The following is a 14,328-nucleotide window of genomic DNA, read 5'->3' as shown; positions in this document are numbered from 1 at the left end:
AGAACCGGAGAGAACCGGAGAGAACCGGAGAGAACCGGAGAGAACCGGAGAGAACCGGAGAGAACCGGAGAGAACCGTTTTTAGACTTTCGCTTTTAAGGTATATACGTCCTAAGGACGTATATACCTTAAAAGTAAATAAGTCAAGCAGAGACCCGCAAGACTGGGCAAATTCGAACAGACTACTTTCTATGCATAAAATAAATCCTAAGGATTTATTTTATGCATAAATTACAATGTTGTCAACGCTTTTCCCACTAAACCCTCGTTGCAGCACTCATGCTCACAAGCGGGTCGATTACGCCCGATACGTTGGCGCATGCTGCGCTCGGGCTACGGCTGGAGAACCCAGTAATCGCACGAATTAGAAGGATTCGGGTTAAAAGCTAGCGCTTAGGGATAAGCAGAATTTCGCAGCAAGAGAGTTGCGAGGATATCAGGCTCGATTTCGTACAAGAATTGATGCCGGGCTGAGGGAGGTTCGACTGACCGTGATCACAAATATGTTGATCAACCCGCGCAAAACTGGTGAGGTTGAATGCAAGCATGCCGGCAATTGAATGCGATCACGCAAAGGGAAAGCAGGCCCTCAACCCTCAGCAAGTGGGCGGGCGGAATGTGACAGTCTTAGCGCGCTAGGTAGACGCAAAGACGTATTCGGTGACAGGTAAAAGCATAACGAAGAAGCAGGGTCGGCGGCGTCTTTTATGGTAATCACCACAATATCATCACGCAGCCTACCGCATCAAAAAGCTGCACAGTAGCTTGGTGCCTCCCGCTGCGAGACTAGTTAGCAACTCCAATACCCATTCGAGCAACAGCATAACTTCCGGAGTTTTGACCACAAACACGTAGCCAGTGATTGCCGTCAGCACAAAAGAAAGCACTGTGAGCGACCAAGCCATTTTCAGATTGAGATTGCAGTCGGATTTCAAACTGTTGAAGATCGTGGCCACTTCAGCGAAAAGCTTCGGCAACTCCTGGCGGAAACGCTTTTCCTTCTGCGCGATTTCATACCTGATCGCCTTGATGGCAATCATCTGGCTTTTGATGAGCCAAACGATGATCGTGAGGAAAAACAATGACGACGCCATGATGGTGCAGTTGATAGTGAGATGAGTGTCGTCTGTCGCGTCTTTTAGCTGGGTTGTGGCTAGAATTGTGGACACCGGTATCGCCAACAGCTTTCCCTGGATACCAATCAGGAGTCCGTTTAGCTTGACGCTGAATTCTCGTTTCTGCTCATTGAGCTTGTCGAGATCGTTATTAAAAGAAAAATTGGAGATGAATAACTCATAGTTGTTCTGTGCATTTTCTAGCATTTCATCGCAATGACTCAACAGATGCGCCAACCGGTTGGACTCTTCGCAGGACTTCAAGCTGGAGATCAACGCATTACGAATGAGCCGCCTCTTTTCGGTGCCGTGCAACGTGTCGGACAGCATTTCTTCCAGCTTCTGCAGGCCATTGGCGACGATATCAGCGGTACGCAGCACGGTTGCCGCGCTGACGCCGTAGGTCAAATATATCTTCTGGTCGTACGTCATTAGCGTGAAGCGACTGCCTGTTACTTCTAATATGGCATTACTCTCAAGCTGCTTGATGAAACGGGATGCCAGGATCACGGGGGAACGCGTGTCCGTCGGCTGGACGCTCCAGGTTTTGTATCCCGAGTCGAGCAGTGCGAAATGTTCAGGCAGACAGTGGAGATTGAACACGGCAAGCAGGTCTTCCTCATCTTTGGCTAGGCAGTACTGCGACCCGCGAGGTGGGGAGATGGCGATTTCGACGCTCTGCTCTCCAGCGGCGCCGAGCGTGATCAGCCGTCCATCCTGGCGCACCTCGATCTCAATTGTGTCACTCTCATTCAATCTATTCAGTATCGCGCGTTGAGGTGCTTGCAGGCGCAATGTAGCAGTGAGCCGATGATCAGACCATTGCAAGGGACACATACGGTTTAACCGCAAGACGTCCTCTATTTCATCGATGGGTGTCTGGGACGACATCATCAGGCTTTCGGAATGTTAGGTTTGATGCTGTCAGGCACTTTGGTAATGACTAGGTGCCCCTCGGCATTCAGATAAATGGTCTTATTCTCTAGGGCCGCCTGCTCGAACGAGAGCGTATATTCCTTGTTTGGCCCCGAGACCCTGTACTTGAGCAGTGACTTCAGGTGTTTCGCTACAGGCTCGAACTCCGCAGGAATCTCTATTTTGCTTTGGGTTACAAAATCGATGAAGTTATCGGGATCGCCTGGTTCCAGTTGATTGGCTACCTCACGCAGGGTAATGCTTTCGCCCTTGGCGATTTTGCCATCGGCCCACTCCTGGATGGCGCGACGGCTGTTCAAGGCCTCGTCCTCGGTCTTGAACGCCTCACAATAGTTTTTTATCAATGTCACGAGTTGCTGTGTGTGTTTCGATGGGTCTAAATAGGCTTCCTCATCGATCCCCAGCAGAGACTTAAAATAGCCCACAACGGTATCTTTTCGATTCTTGCCCTTTAAAAACGAAACATGGGGTGCCTCAAGGTCCTTGTCAGCCTCCTGCCAACGGCGGATGTCAATATTCGCCGCGAAGTGCAGTTTATCGATATCAAGGGTGTCGATTTCTTCGAGATTGAGGTTCTCATCGATACCAATGCCCTTGGCATTCTTGATGAGAACGATCATGAGATTAGGCTCCCCATCCATCAGATAATCGATGATGGTCAAGAACCCACCAGTGGCAAGCGGCGCCTTCTCGAGCTCGATTTTGAGTTGAGCGAGGGTGTCCCTCGAGAACTGATAAAATCCAAGCTCCTTCGCGAAGTAGCGCTTGGTTTTCATATCGAACCAACTGTCGGCCAGGATACGGGCGTATGCCATGTTGCCCTCACCCTGATAACTCGTCAGGATCGTGCTCACAAGGGTGTCGGCCTTGGGTTCCGGAAGCTCAATCTGTCGCTCACGTGGAACCAATACAACGCTCTTGTCACGCTGGTTGGTCACGACCTTGTGAAACACAAACCCTTGTAGCTGAAATTCCATGATGATCCCTATCGGAAGCAGCGGGCATCCCCGAGTTGCGGGGATTCTAGCTCATGCTGGCATGAAGCCACACTTCCTCATACTACGATTCCATGATCAACGCATCCTGCAACCCTAACACCGAAACAAAAGCTGTATGCATAAACAGTATTCGGTTTTTACGCTGTTCGCAAGTGTCCGGCGTCGCGCATGTAGCTTTATGCCCCTACGTCGCAAGCTGCGACAATGTCACTAGCCGGTAAATCGGTTACACGTTACGGGACGGTCACATGACCAAGCCCTCCAAGACAGAACGCAGTGCAGAGCTAGGGTAATGACTTAAATATCGTACCGCCCGGTATGGCCGGTAGAGCCTATTCACGGCAAAGAGCTTTGACCCGATAACAGTCACCTTACCAGCATGAGCCGTTCGTTACAGAACATATCGATGTAACACCTATTGGCTATATAACACTTATATTCGCTATCGAAGCAAAATCGTGTAACGCCGAATAAATCCTTTAAATACATATACTTATTGTAATTCGTAACACGCGCAACACCAGTAACATGGTTTGGTGATGAGGCAAGCCCCCTAGCCCCTCAAGGATCTTTCCTCCAGCGAGAAAATGCGGTCGTGTCAGTACTTTAAAAACTTGTCGGGGCCCCTGGAAGATTACTTCAGTTACGGGGTAGGAAACCCGCGTGATCGTGTCAGCGGAAAGGTGCCCAGCTTAGTGAACAGGTGAACCGGGTGAACTGCTGTTCACCAGTGCATTTGCCCTATGAATCGGAAAGCCGCTGGGGACCCTGGGCATTTCGGATAGACACGGGGCATAGAACCCGCGTGTTCGTGTTAGCGGATGGATTTTAAAGTAGGTTGACAGGTTGACGTGGTTGACACCCATCACCATGGTTGACGCCATGCAGGTGTTCACTATCAGCAACAGATACAGCCACCTTTACCGAAGCTGTAACGATGGCCCTTTTTCTTCAAGATCCTTTCAATTTCAACGATTGAAATTTCAGTAACTTCCGGCACCTCCCACTAACTCGATCCCGCGGGTTTCATGCCCCGTGCGCCTCGAATGTCGCCAGGGTCCCCGGAGCGCGCCATAACCCTGACTTTCAACCAAGCTCAGAGTGATGGCACAATGCTTACAAAATATCAGCAGAGAATATTATGAAACTGCCCATGACCTGTTTTCAATGCTTTAATGAACTTAACACCCCCCAATACCCACTTTGGGTTGAATACCAGGACAGCCATCTATATGAGTTCGAATGCCCTAATGGACATAAGTCTTCTACTATATTACAGCAGCAAAAGCTGGAGGTTTTGTTCAACATCGGAATGCACGCCATCACTGACGGATACTACAGGGAGGCAGTCGCGTCATTCGCTTCGAGTTTAGAAAGATTTTATGAATTCTTCATAAAAGTAAAGTTGCTGCACGAAAAGATCGATTCAAGCGCAGTCGACAAATCTTGGAAAAGTGTGGCTCAACAGTCTGAAAGACAGCTTGGCGCCTTCATTCTTTTTTATACACAAACCTTCAACGAAGAGCCTTTGCTGCTGAGCCAAAGCAATACAAAGTTTAGGAACGACGTAATACACAAGGGCCTTATTCCTAAAAGGCAAGATGCAATAGACTTTGGACAAGCCGTATTAAACGTGATCAATCCAATCGCGGAGAAAATGAATACCAAATTCAAAGATGCAATCCTTGAATTCACGTTTCTACTTCTCAATAGCTACAGTGGCTCAAGAAGCGCCGAATGGAACCCGTCGACTATCAGCTCGCCGTCTCTACTAAATGTAACCACACGAGGCCCTGACTACGCACCGCAAACCGTTGTTGAAGGTTTAGAGCATCTAATAAAGATGAAGAATTTTGGCACCTTCCGGTAAGCGCTCGCGCATTAATCGAACGTTGATCACATTCAATCGCTGACTTTTTGGAGAGTTCACATGAGCCCACTTGACCTACTCAGCGTTGTCATCGGCGCTATAAGTTTGTTGATTACCGTCATTGGTGTGCCCGGTTTCGTTTTGGCATGGGTACAGGCATCTGATGAAGCAAAAGAAAAATTCCGAAGCGTCTGGGCTTGGATACGGCGCAAGGTCTACAGAGGCTGGGTATATTTCTCCTGCTTTTTGCTTGTCGCGACTGGCATCTGGAAAATGTTGGAGTTCGTCATCAGCAGCGAGCCGATGACTCGACTCGATGTTTTTCTACTCCTGATGAATTTTATGAGCCTGGGAGTCTTTACCGTAGCCTCGCTAGCCGTAATCATCATGTTTCAGCTTGAGGACAAGAAACAGGCCCAGAAGCTAGTAACGCCTTAGCCCTTAAAAGCAAAAAGCCGGCGCAATGGCCAGGTTCAGTGTGGTTGTGTGTCCCACTGCTTGCATGATTTCCTCTCATCAAGAGGCGGAGCTAGCGAAACTCGCTTGGTAGGCTCGAGCGCACAGCGCCTGCCGCAACGCCTGGATGCTGACTTTAGCGTTACACGCACGGGCAGCGTTACATCCGATGTACTCGATGCCGCTCAACTGTGTAACAGGCGTGAAAGCCAATGAAACCGGGCGCTTGGTGAAGGGCGTTACACTCGTAACACCGGTTACACCAGTTTTTGAGGGGCCGGGTGCGTGCTCTCATGCTAGCTATCCAAATTGGCCCTACACCACACTGATGGCATCTAGTGAAGCGCGATGGTCGGCGTGATTTTTCATCACGCAGATGGTGAGGACAGCTGATATGCAATGCCACTGGCTCGAGGTAGATTGACTACCTGACAACACGGCGGGAGAACATCATGGAAGACACCCCTTTGCTTGCGTCATTACTGAAGCGCATGAATGAAAACCAACTGGCCCTGGGGGCAGCTATCGAGGAGCTGTCAAACTGGATTGAGCACAGAGGATCTACAGAAGTGGCACAGAACATTCGAGGGGCACTGGACACCCTGGATGTAAATGCAGGATTCATCACCCTTGCGCTCGCCTCACTGGCAGCTGAAGGTCGAACGAAGAAGTAAATACTCGGCTGGATGACAACACATTAGCAACCATTTGGTGTTGCTTCACCCTACGGGGATACCTCGAAAAGTAGCCAGAAGGAAGCGCCGTGTATGCCCACGTGTATGCCTAACCGAAACGCCACAAAACACACCCAATGAATACAGGCCTATTACTACTCAGTTCAAACGACGCCGGGGCACCATATAGCAGTCTCGCGCTGTCTCAGACAGTCCACGAAACACCCCAAGAAGCCCGCCCTGTGCGGGCTTTCTTGTTTCTGCAGCTCCCCACTACCTCCCCTCCACAAATCCCACCCAACGATAGCCTGGCATCCAAACAAACCACTAACGTACGATACCCCCTCACCCTCCGGAGCCCCCACGGATGAGCACCCCCACCCCCCAACCCTTCGCTCTCTGGCTACGCTCCTACTCCGGTCAGGTCGAGCTTCACCAGCATGACTTCCATCAAATAGTGCTCTCCCAATCCGGGTCGATGGAGATTGAAGTCGACGGGCGAGGTGGCAAGGTTGATGCGGGCCAGGGCGTGGTGATTTCGGCGGGCTCCCGGCATACCTTTCTGGCCGACACCCATAACAGTTTCCTGGTGGTGGATGTGCCCACCGGCCGTGGCGAAGCGCATAAAAGCACTGCCGCGGAATTTGACCTGCTCAATGACAAGCGCTTTTTTGCGGTCAGGCCGGATATACGGCATTTGCTCGATTACGCCAGCAGCAACGGGGCACGGTTGATCGGTTCACTAGCGATGGCCGAGTCATGGAGTCGGTTGCTGTTGGACTCTTTGCTACAGCCCGACGTGGCGCCGAATGACCTTGGGCAGCTTATCCTCGCGAAGGCGTTGGCCTATATTGAGCAGCACCTGGGCAACGCTCTGACAGTGCGTGATATTGCGCGCTATGCGGGCACCAGCGAACGGCGATTATATGTGTTGTTTGGGCAGCATCTGCATACAACCCCGTTCGCGCATATCGCGAATTTGCGCTTGAATCTGGCCGTTGACCTGCTGCGCCAGACGTCTTTGTCGATCATTGATATTGCGCATCGCGCCGGGTACGCCGACCAGAGTGCGTTAACCCATGCCCTGAAGAAAGCACGCGACCTGACGCCGGCCGCTGTGCGTAAACAAGCGCGACACCACTGAAAAAAATAGCAGCCCTGAACAATTTTTTGGCGGGTCTGATCAATACTCGCTCGCCTGAGCTTTCTATTGTTCCCGCTTGAGGTTTATCCGCAGACGGGGTTTGCATGAGCACTTCCAACCCATCCATCACTCTTGCCAAGGGCACCGCCGGTGCGACGCTGATTGGGGTGATTGCCGTGTTTTTGTGGGCGTCCCTGGCGCTTCTGACCACCTTGACGGCCGGGATTCCGGCCTTTCAGTTGTTGGCGTCGAGCTTCGCGGTCGCGTTCGTGGCCAGCGTGTGCATGCTGGGGCTGCGTGGCGCTGCCGGGTTCAGCAGTTGGCGCCAGCCCTGGCCGGTGTGGGCAACGGGCTTTGCCGGTATCTTCGTCTATCACGCGTTGTATTTCTTTGCCCTGAAAGCCGCACCTGCGGCTGAAGCCAGCCTGATTGCTTTTTTGTGGCCGCTGCTGATCGTGCTGCTGTCGAGCTTTGCCACCGGCGAATCGTTGCGCAAGCGCCAGTTGCTGGGCGCTTTGCTCGGCTTAGCGGGGACGGCCTTCATCATGCAGTTGCGGGCTCGGAATGACAGTGCGTCGATGCCGGTGATGGGTTACGCCGCTGCCTTTGCCTGCGCCTGGGTCTGGGCGATCTATTCGGTGTTCAATCGGCGCTTCAGCCATGTTCCAAGCAGCATCATCGGGGGGATTTGCGGGCTGGTGGCGGTAGCCGGAGGGCTCTGCCACCTGGCTTTCGAAACCACGGTGCGGCCTGACCCAGGCCAGTGGGGAGCAATCATCGGCCTGGGGCTGGGCCCGGTCGGCCTGGCTTTTTTCGCTTGGGACCACGCGACCAAGCACGGCAACCTGTCGATGCTTGGCGCGCTGTCTTACCTGGCGCCGCTGTTCTCCACGCTGCTGCTGATTGCCATGGGGCAAAGCGATGCCAGGCCGATCCTGATGATTCCCGCGGTGTTGATCATTAGCGGTGCGGTTATCGCCACTTCACGCTCACGCGCGACCTCAGGGTGATTTCGACGGGCAAGGAGGCAGACAATGGATCCTGCCTCACTTGCGCCCCTCAGACCCGAGCCGGCGACACAATGATCTTCACATTGTGTTCCTTGTTTTTGACCAGTTCCTCGAAGCCCTGGCCGACGATCTGCTCCAACTGAATACGCCCCGTCACCAGCGGCGTGATATCCAGCCGGCCATCGGCAATAAACGCGATCACGTCGGCGAACTCGCCGTTATAGGCCAGCGCCCCCAGCACCTGTTTTTCCGTCGCCACCAGTTCGAAAAAGTTGAATTCGCTGGGCTCTTCGAAGATCCCCACCAGCACGCATTTGCCGGCCTTGCGGATCAGGTCGATGGCGAGTTTGGCCGTGTGCTTGTTGCCGATGCATTCAAAACTGACATCGGCACCGAGCCCGCCCGTAAGGCGGCGGACTTCGGCCAGGGCGTCGCATTGGTTGGGATCGAGCACGTGGGTCGCGCCCACTTCATGGGCCTTGGTTTTGCGCGCGCCGGACATTTCCAGGGCGATCACCTGCGCCGCGCCCGCCGCCTTGGCGCACATGATGGTGCACAGGCCAATGGTGCCGGCGCCGACCACCACGACGTTTTGCCCGAGCAGGCTGCCGGCTTTTTTCACCGCGTGCATGCCCACCGCCAACGGCTCGATGAGTGCCCCGGCTTCGGCCGGGAAGTTCGCCGGCAATTTGTACAGCAGGTTGGCCGGCACGTTGACGAGCTCGGCGAAGGCGCCATTGTTCATCAGGCCGGTGAAGGCCAGGTTCTCGCAGATGTTGTACAGCCCGTGGGTGCAGTAGTAGCAGGTGCCGCAATGCTGGCAGGCATCGGCCGCCACCGGTTCGCCGACGCTGAAGCCTTGCACGCCGGCACCAAGTTCGACGATCTCGCCACAGAACTCATGACCGAGAATGCACTGGCCCTTGATGCCGGTCAGCGGGTGCGGGGCGTCGACCGGGATGAACACCGGGCCGGCCACGTATTCATGCAAGTCGGAGCCGCAGATGCCGCACCATTGCACGCGGATCTGCACCCACCCGGCAGGCGGCGAAACGGGCAGGGGAACGTCTTCGACGCGGATATCGTGACGGCCGTGCCAGACAGCGGCACGCATGCTGCGTTGCGGGGTGTTCGAAAGGCTCATCGCGAAGTCTCCTTGAAACGGTGGGTACCGGCGCATCGGGCGGGTTGCCAGAGCCAGAGCAAGGCCGGTGCCAGGTCCGCAAAAAACCCTGGACAGGCGTTTTTTAGAGCACTCCGATGGGTATCCGGGGATGGCCGTTATCGCCGTCCAATGAGACGCGCCATGTCAGCGCGCACGAGGCCGCGACGAGACGCTGAGACGTTGCGTCTCGCGGTCTAAATCAGCCCACCGCGCCTGTATGACGTTTTGTCCTTCCATCTGTATCTAACGCGCGCCCTCCGACCGCCCTACCATCAGGCGCATCCAACCCGCGCAACGAAGTACCTACAGGAGTTAACCCATGCCCGAACTGTCGAACCTGCTGGCGTATGGGCTGATTTCGCTCGGGATGGTGCTCACGCCCGGCCCGAACATGATCTACCTGATCTCGCGATCGATCTGCCAGGGGCCGCTGGCCGGGCTGATTTCGCTGGGCGGTGTGGCGTTGGGTTTTGTCGTTTACATGCTGTGTGCGGCGCTGGGTATCACCGCGCTGCTGATGGCGGTGCCGTATGCGTATGACGCGCTCAGGCTCGGCGGCGCGCTCTACCTGTTGTACCTGGCCTGGCAAGCGCTCAAGCCGGGTGGGCGCTCGGCGTTTCATGTGCGTGAGCTGCCGCGCGACGGGCCACGGAAGTTGTTCACGATGGGCTTTGTGACCAACCTGTTGAACCCGAAAGTGGCGGTGATGTACCTGTCGTTGCTGCCCCAGTTCATCACCCCCACCGGCCACGGCAGTGTGCTGATGCAGTCCATCGTGCTGGGTTGTACCCAGATCATGATCAGCGTGAGCGTCAACGCGGTGATCGCGATCATGGCGGGTTCCATCGCGGCGTTCCTGGCGGGCAAGCCGGTATGGCAGTTGGTCCAGCGCTGGCTGATGGGCACGGTGCTGGCCGGCCTGGCGGTGCGCATGGCCATCGATGCGCGGCGTTGAGACGGGCTGTTGTAGTGAGGAGTTTGAGCTTTATGTCGATTTCTATGCTGCCAGGGCCTCGCGCAGCACCTGCTCCAGCAGGATGAAAAACCCGTGGATGTGCGCCTGTTTCAACGCCTGGGGCCGGGTGACGAGGTAGACGTCCAGCGACGGCAGTTCAATCTCCGGGAAAATTTCGCTCAGGCCCTCTGCCAGGAGACGCGGCAGCACCGCGACGCCCATGCCGCGCCTCACTGATTCAAGCTGCACGTTGAACGAACTCACGCGGATCGCGGCATGGTCCAGCCCCGCCGCCTTCGCCGCGCGCATGGGCGGCAACAGGTCCAGCGGCGGCAGCAAGGCGATACCGGCCGCCGTGGCGGGGGTGAGCGCTGGGCATCGCTGCAGGTAAGCAGCCTGCGCGAACACGCCGTAGTCGAGTGTGCCCAGCGCTCGATAGATCAGCGAAGGTTCGCCCAGATGCGCGGTGCGCACGGCGATGTCGGCCACGCCGCGCACGATCTTGTGAAAGTCGGTGGTGACCAGTAATTCCACGGCGCAGCCAGGATGCAGGGCGGTAAAACGATTGGCCGCTTCCAGTATCGAGGCCGAAAAGCCTTCGCCGGCACTGACCCGTACCGTGCCGCTCAGCGCGGCCTGCGTCCCGTCCCCTTCCACCATCGACTGGCGGCGCAGGCCGGCCTCGGCCGCCAGCGCGACGTCCACCAACGATTGCCCGCGCGAGGTCAGCCAGCAGCCCTCGACCCCGCGCTCCACCAGCGGCTCCCCCAGGGCGGCTTCCAATTGGGTCAAGCGCCGGGAAACGGTGGACGCCGCCACCCCCAGCAACTGACCCGCTTGCAGAAAACTGCCACGCCGCGACACGGCCAACAGCAGACGAAGATCATCCCAATTTGCTTGCGACGCCATACCCGTGCTCATCCCTGGTCTGCAAATATGCAAAGCCATTATGCAACAGTCGCCGTTTTTCACGCGTGGTCTCAGCGGTATATCTAGCGGCCTTCTGAATACTTGGTATGGCCTGTATGAACACAAATCCCCACCGTCTGCGCAGTACCTTCGTGACCGGCGCCACCGGCTTGCTGGGCAACAACCTGGTCCGCGAGTTGGTTGCACGCGGCTACGCGGTCAAGGCCCTGGTGCGCTCGCAAACCAAGGCTGAACAGCAGTTCAGCGACCTGCCGGGCGTGGAATGGGTAGTGGGCGACATGGCCGATGTCGGCGCCTTTGCGTCGGCGCTGCAGGGCTGCGACACGGTGTTTCACTGCGCGGCGTTCTTTCGCGACAACTACAAGGGCGGCAGCCACTGGGACGCGCTCGAAAAGATCAACGTGACCGGCACACGAGCGCTGCTCCAGCACGCCTACGACGCAGGGGTCAGACGGTTTGTGCACACCTCTTCGATTGCCGTGCTCGACGGCGCACCCGGTACGCCTATCGATGAAACGTGCCTGCGCGCCGAAGCCGATGCGGATGACTACTACCGCAGCAAAATCCTCGCTGAGCGTGAAGTGATGAGGTTTCTGCAAACCCATCCCCGGATGGATGCGTGCATGGTACTGCCCGGCTGGATGTGGGGGCCGGGCGACCGTGGGCCGACGTCCTCGGGGCAATTGGTCAAGGACGTGATCAACGGCAAGCTGCCGGGGCTGATCCCCGGCACCTTTTCGCTGGTCGACGCCCGCGATGTGGCCTGGGCCCACATTGCCGCCGCCCAGTACGGGCGACGCGGCGAACGTTATCTCGCGGCCGGCCGCAACTTGACCATGCGCCAGTTAGTCCCGCTGCTGGGACGTATCGCCGATGTGAAAACACCGTCCCGACAACTGCCACTGCCCGTGCTCTACCTGTTGGCCGCCGTGCAAGAGACCTACGCCTACCTCACCGGTAAACCCATTTTGCTGAGCATGGCGACCCTGCGGCTGTTGATACGCGAGGAGCACCGTACCTCGTTCAACCACCGCAAGAGTGAAAAGGAGCTTGGCCTGAGCTTTCGCGCGCTGGAACAGACCGTCACCGACACGGTGGCTTGGCACCAGCAATACGGCGGGGTGTAAAAAAGCCCCAGGTCGACAGGCCTGGGGCTTTTTTGTGGGCAGAATATACGTCTGCCGCTGAACGCCTATATCATGCGTGAGCCCGTATTTTTGAAGCTCAATAAGCAAGCGACGTGACTGCACGTCGTGCGACGACCGCCGGTAAAGGTCGAAGGAATTGCCATGAACATCGAATCAATCACCATTAAAGGATTCAAAAGCCTCACAAGTCTGACGCTTGAGGGGCTGACACCCTTTACCGCCCTGGCTGGCTCCAACGGCGCCGGGAAAAGTAATATTACCGATGCCCTGGCGTTCTTCGGTGCCGTTGTAAAGCGCGGAGCGGCTACCGCCATTCGCGATTTCGGTGGTTTCCAACAAATCCACTGTTTCAAATACCGCAAAGAAAAAAGAACTTCACTGTCCTTTGAAATAAAAATAGAGATCGATAGTGAACAATTTGAATACGCGCTCAAGCTTATTGATATCGACAAAACCCCTCAGGTCATTGAAAGCCTGAAGGTCAATGGAGAGCTGTGCATTGACCGGCGCCAAAACGGCGAAACACGACTGACGCTTTCTGGCTACTCTCCACTCACACCGCTTCTGCAATACCCTCAAGACATGACGGCACTGATGTTGTTCAGCAACTCACCGCTCTATAAGTTCCTTACAAACATACGGGTGTTTCGCATTGATCCAATGGCTGCAAAAGAGCCGGACAGCTCGACCGCCGATGCCACAATGTTGGACAGCCATGGTCGAAACGTCGCAACCATGCTCTCCGTACTCGAAAAGGACGACGATTTCAGAACCCAAGTCCTCGAGTGGATTGAGCTGATTGTGCCCGGACTGGAAAATGTCTCGACTGAAAAACAACGTCTCGACAGTGCTACGGTCATCACATTCAAAGAAGAAGGCACCCGAACTCACTTTCCTGCGCGCTTGATTTCCGACGGTACTATTTATGCCCTGTGCATCATGACCGCCGTGTTGAGCCGCACGGCTCAGGCGGGTCTGACCATTATTGAAGAACCTGAACGCGGTATTCATCCGAAAGCCATCGGCGAACTCGTTACGCTCATGCGTGACAACGCGACGGTTGAGCATCCCGTTTTCATTACTACGCACAGTGAGTCCGTGGTGCGTAACTTGAATCCGGAGGAGCTTTGGCTTGTGAATAAAATCGAAGGCCGTACAGGCGTCAAATGCGCTGCGGAATCCGGCGTGGATAAAACCCAGATCCCTCTGGACACCGCATGGCTGACGAATCTGCTTAATGGGGGACTTCCGTGGTGAAAGTTGGTTTTATCGTGGAAGGCGATTGTGAAAGGATCGTGGTCGAGTCCGCAAACTTCACTAAATTCCTGAGTGACTGCGGACAGGAGCTGGTAACCCCTGTGATTGACGCGAAAGGAGGTGGGAACCTTCTTCCACACAATATTGATGCGTTCATTCAGGTGTTAGAGATGAAGGCGGTGAGCAAAATCTACGTTCTCACCGATCTGGAGGAAGAGGTCTCGGCTGATGTCGTTCGTGACCGTATAAGCAACGCCAAAGTCAAAACCATATTCATCGCAGTAAAAGCCCTCGAGGCATGGTTCCTCGCTGACAGCCAGGCAATGAGCAACTGGCTGAAGCAGCAGTATCATGAGCCCTATCCTGAAGCGACCCTCCACAAACCCTATGATCGCCTTAAAGAAATTGCCAAAGTCACAGGCGTCTCAGGACCCGGCAATAAACCAGCGTTCGCCAAAAAAATGATCAAGCACTTCGATTTCAGTATCGTTCGCGCAGCGCAGCATCCGCAGTGCCCCAGTGCACGCGAGTTGGTTGATTACTTTCAAGGAAAGTGAACCCACCACCTGCATCTCCTTTTCCAGGAGCGCTGTCAGTTGATCGACGCCAGCGCTCTCTCCAGGCAGCCAAAACTCACATACCGGACAGGTATGGCAACCCGGAGATACAAA

14 protein-coding genes are annotated in these 14,328 nt (G+C 55.3%); 10 read left to right on the top strand and 4 right to left on the bottom strand.

What is annotated here, in order from left to right; genetic code table 11:
• Positions 1 to 229 (top strand): hypothetical protein (locus V6M90_RS26205; protein WP_332847368.1); only part of this gene is annotated, 229 nt, incomplete at its 5' end.
• Between the two features lie 507 nt (positions 230 to 736).
• Here V6M90_RS26205 and V6M90_RS26200 read toward each other — a convergent pair.
• Both V6M90_RS26200 and V6M90_RS26195 read right to left on the bottom strand, forming a co-directional pair.
• Complete coding sequence (locus V6M90_RS26200) at positions 737 to 2,008, bottom strand: hypothetical protein (RefSeq protein WP_332847367.1); 1,272 nt, start codon at positions 2,006 to 2,008, stop codon at positions 737 to 739.
• A complete protein-coding gene (locus tag V6M90_RS26195) occupies positions 2,008 to 3,027 on the bottom strand; it encodes a nucleoid-associated protein (RefSeq protein ID WP_332847366.1) in 1,020 nt (339 codons plus the stop codon). Before V6M90_RS26195 ends, V6M90_RS26200 begins: the two co-directional genes overlap by 1 nt.
• A gap of 1,162 nt (positions 3,028 to 4,189) precedes the next feature.
• Between V6M90_RS26195 and V6M90_RS26190 the strand changes: the two genes are divergently transcribed.
• The 5 genes from V6M90_RS26190 to yddG all read left to right on the top strand — a co-directional run bounded on the left by V6M90_RS26190 (position 4,190) and on the right by yddG (position 8,202).
• Positions 4,190 to 4,918, top strand: coding sequence for a hypothetical protein (locus V6M90_RS26190; protein ID WP_332847365.1), 729 nt, complete (start codon positions 4,190 to 4,192; stop codon positions 4,916 to 4,918).
• A 60-nt stretch (positions 4,919 to 4,978) separates the two neighbouring features.
• The gene (locus V6M90_RS26185) at positions 4,979 to 5,356 is read left to right on the top strand and encodes a hypothetical protein (protein WP_332847364.1); all 378 of its coding nucleotides are present in this window, start codon (positions 4,979 to 4,981) and stop codon (positions 5,354 to 5,356) included.
• Between the two features lie 470 nt (positions 5,357 to 5,826).
• Positions 5,827 to 6,048, top strand: a complete 222-nt coding sequence (locus tag V6M90_RS26180) for a hypothetical protein (protein WP_332847363.1) — start codon at positions 5,827 to 5,829, stop codon at positions 6,046 to 6,048.
• A 367-nt stretch (positions 6,049 to 6,415) separates the two neighbouring features.
• Positions 6,416 to 7,192 carry an AraC family transcriptional regulator gene (locus tag V6M90_RS26175; RefSeq protein ID WP_332847362.1) on the top strand — a complete coding sequence of 259 codons (777 nt, stop codon included), beginning with the start codon at positions 6,416 to 6,418 and terminating at the stop codon, positions 7,190 to 7,192.
• A gap of 104 nt (positions 7,193 to 7,296) precedes the next feature.
• A complete protein-coding gene (gene yddG / locus V6M90_RS26170; RefSeq protein ID WP_332847361.1) occupies positions 7,297 to 8,202 on the top strand; it encodes an aromatic amino acid exporter YddG in 906 nt (301 codons plus the stop codon).
• Positions 8,203 to 8,251: 49 nt separating this feature from the next.
• On the opposite strand, the gene V6M90_RS26165 is transcribed toward yddG, so the two are convergent.
• Positions 8,252 to 9,316, bottom strand: coding sequence for a 2,3-butanediol dehydrogenase (locus V6M90_RS26165; protein WP_225908637.1), 1,065 nt, complete (start codon positions 9,314 to 9,316; stop codon positions 8,252 to 8,254).
• A 370-nt stretch (positions 9,317 to 9,686) separates the two neighbouring features.
• Here V6M90_RS26165 and V6M90_RS26160 point away from each other — a divergent pair, with 370 nt between their 5' ends.
• Positions 9,687 to 10,322 (top strand): LysE family translocator, encoded by a 636-nt coding sequence (locus V6M90_RS26160; RefSeq protein ID WP_003170926.1) that lies wholly within the window; start codon positions 9,687 to 9,689, stop codon positions 10,320 to 10,322.
• A gap of 42 nt (positions 10,323 to 10,364) precedes the next feature.
• Here V6M90_RS26160 and V6M90_RS26155 read toward each other — a convergent pair whose 3' ends face one another.
• On the bottom strand, positions 10,365 to 11,231 hold the full coding sequence (locus V6M90_RS26155) for a LysR family transcriptional regulator (protein ID WP_332847360.1): 867 nt from the start codon (positions 11,229 to 11,231) through the stop codon (positions 10,365 to 10,367).
• A gap of 116 nt (positions 11,232 to 11,347) precedes the next feature.
• Between V6M90_RS26155 and V6M90_RS26150 the strand changes: the two genes are divergently transcribed.
• From V6M90_RS26150 to V6M90_RS26140, 3 genes are all read left to right on the top strand, one after another.
• The gene (locus V6M90_RS26150) at positions 11,348 to 12,379 is read left to right on the top strand and encodes an SDR family oxidoreductase (RefSeq protein WP_141064667.1); all 1,032 of its coding nucleotides are present in this window, start codon (positions 11,348 to 11,350) and stop codon (positions 12,377 to 12,379) included.
• Between the two features lie 162 nt (positions 12,380 to 12,541).
• Positions 12,542 to 13,657, top strand: a complete 1,116-nt coding sequence (locus tag V6M90_RS26145; RefSeq protein ID WP_141064668.1) for an AAA family ATPase — start codon at positions 12,542 to 12,544, stop codon at positions 13,655 to 13,657.
• Positions 13,654 to 14,214 carry a hypothetical protein gene (locus V6M90_RS26140; RefSeq protein ID WP_332847359.1) on the top strand — a complete coding sequence of 187 codons (561 nt, stop codon included), beginning with the start codon at positions 13,654 to 13,656 and terminating at the stop codon, positions 14,212 to 14,214. The genes V6M90_RS26145 and V6M90_RS26140 overlap by 4 nt, the downstream gene beginning before the upstream one ends.
• Positions 14,215 to 14,328: the final 114 nt, after the last annotated feature.

The organism is Pseudomonas lactucae, from assembly GCF_036688725.1.
In the GTDB taxonomy this organism is placed as follows: Bacteria; Pseudomonadota; Gammaproteobacteria; order Pseudomonadales; family Pseudomonadaceae; genus Aquipseudomonas; species Aquipseudomonas lactucae.
The sequence above is the reverse complement of the archived record's forward strand: the minus strand, read 5'-3'. Positions and strand labels throughout refer to the sequence as shown.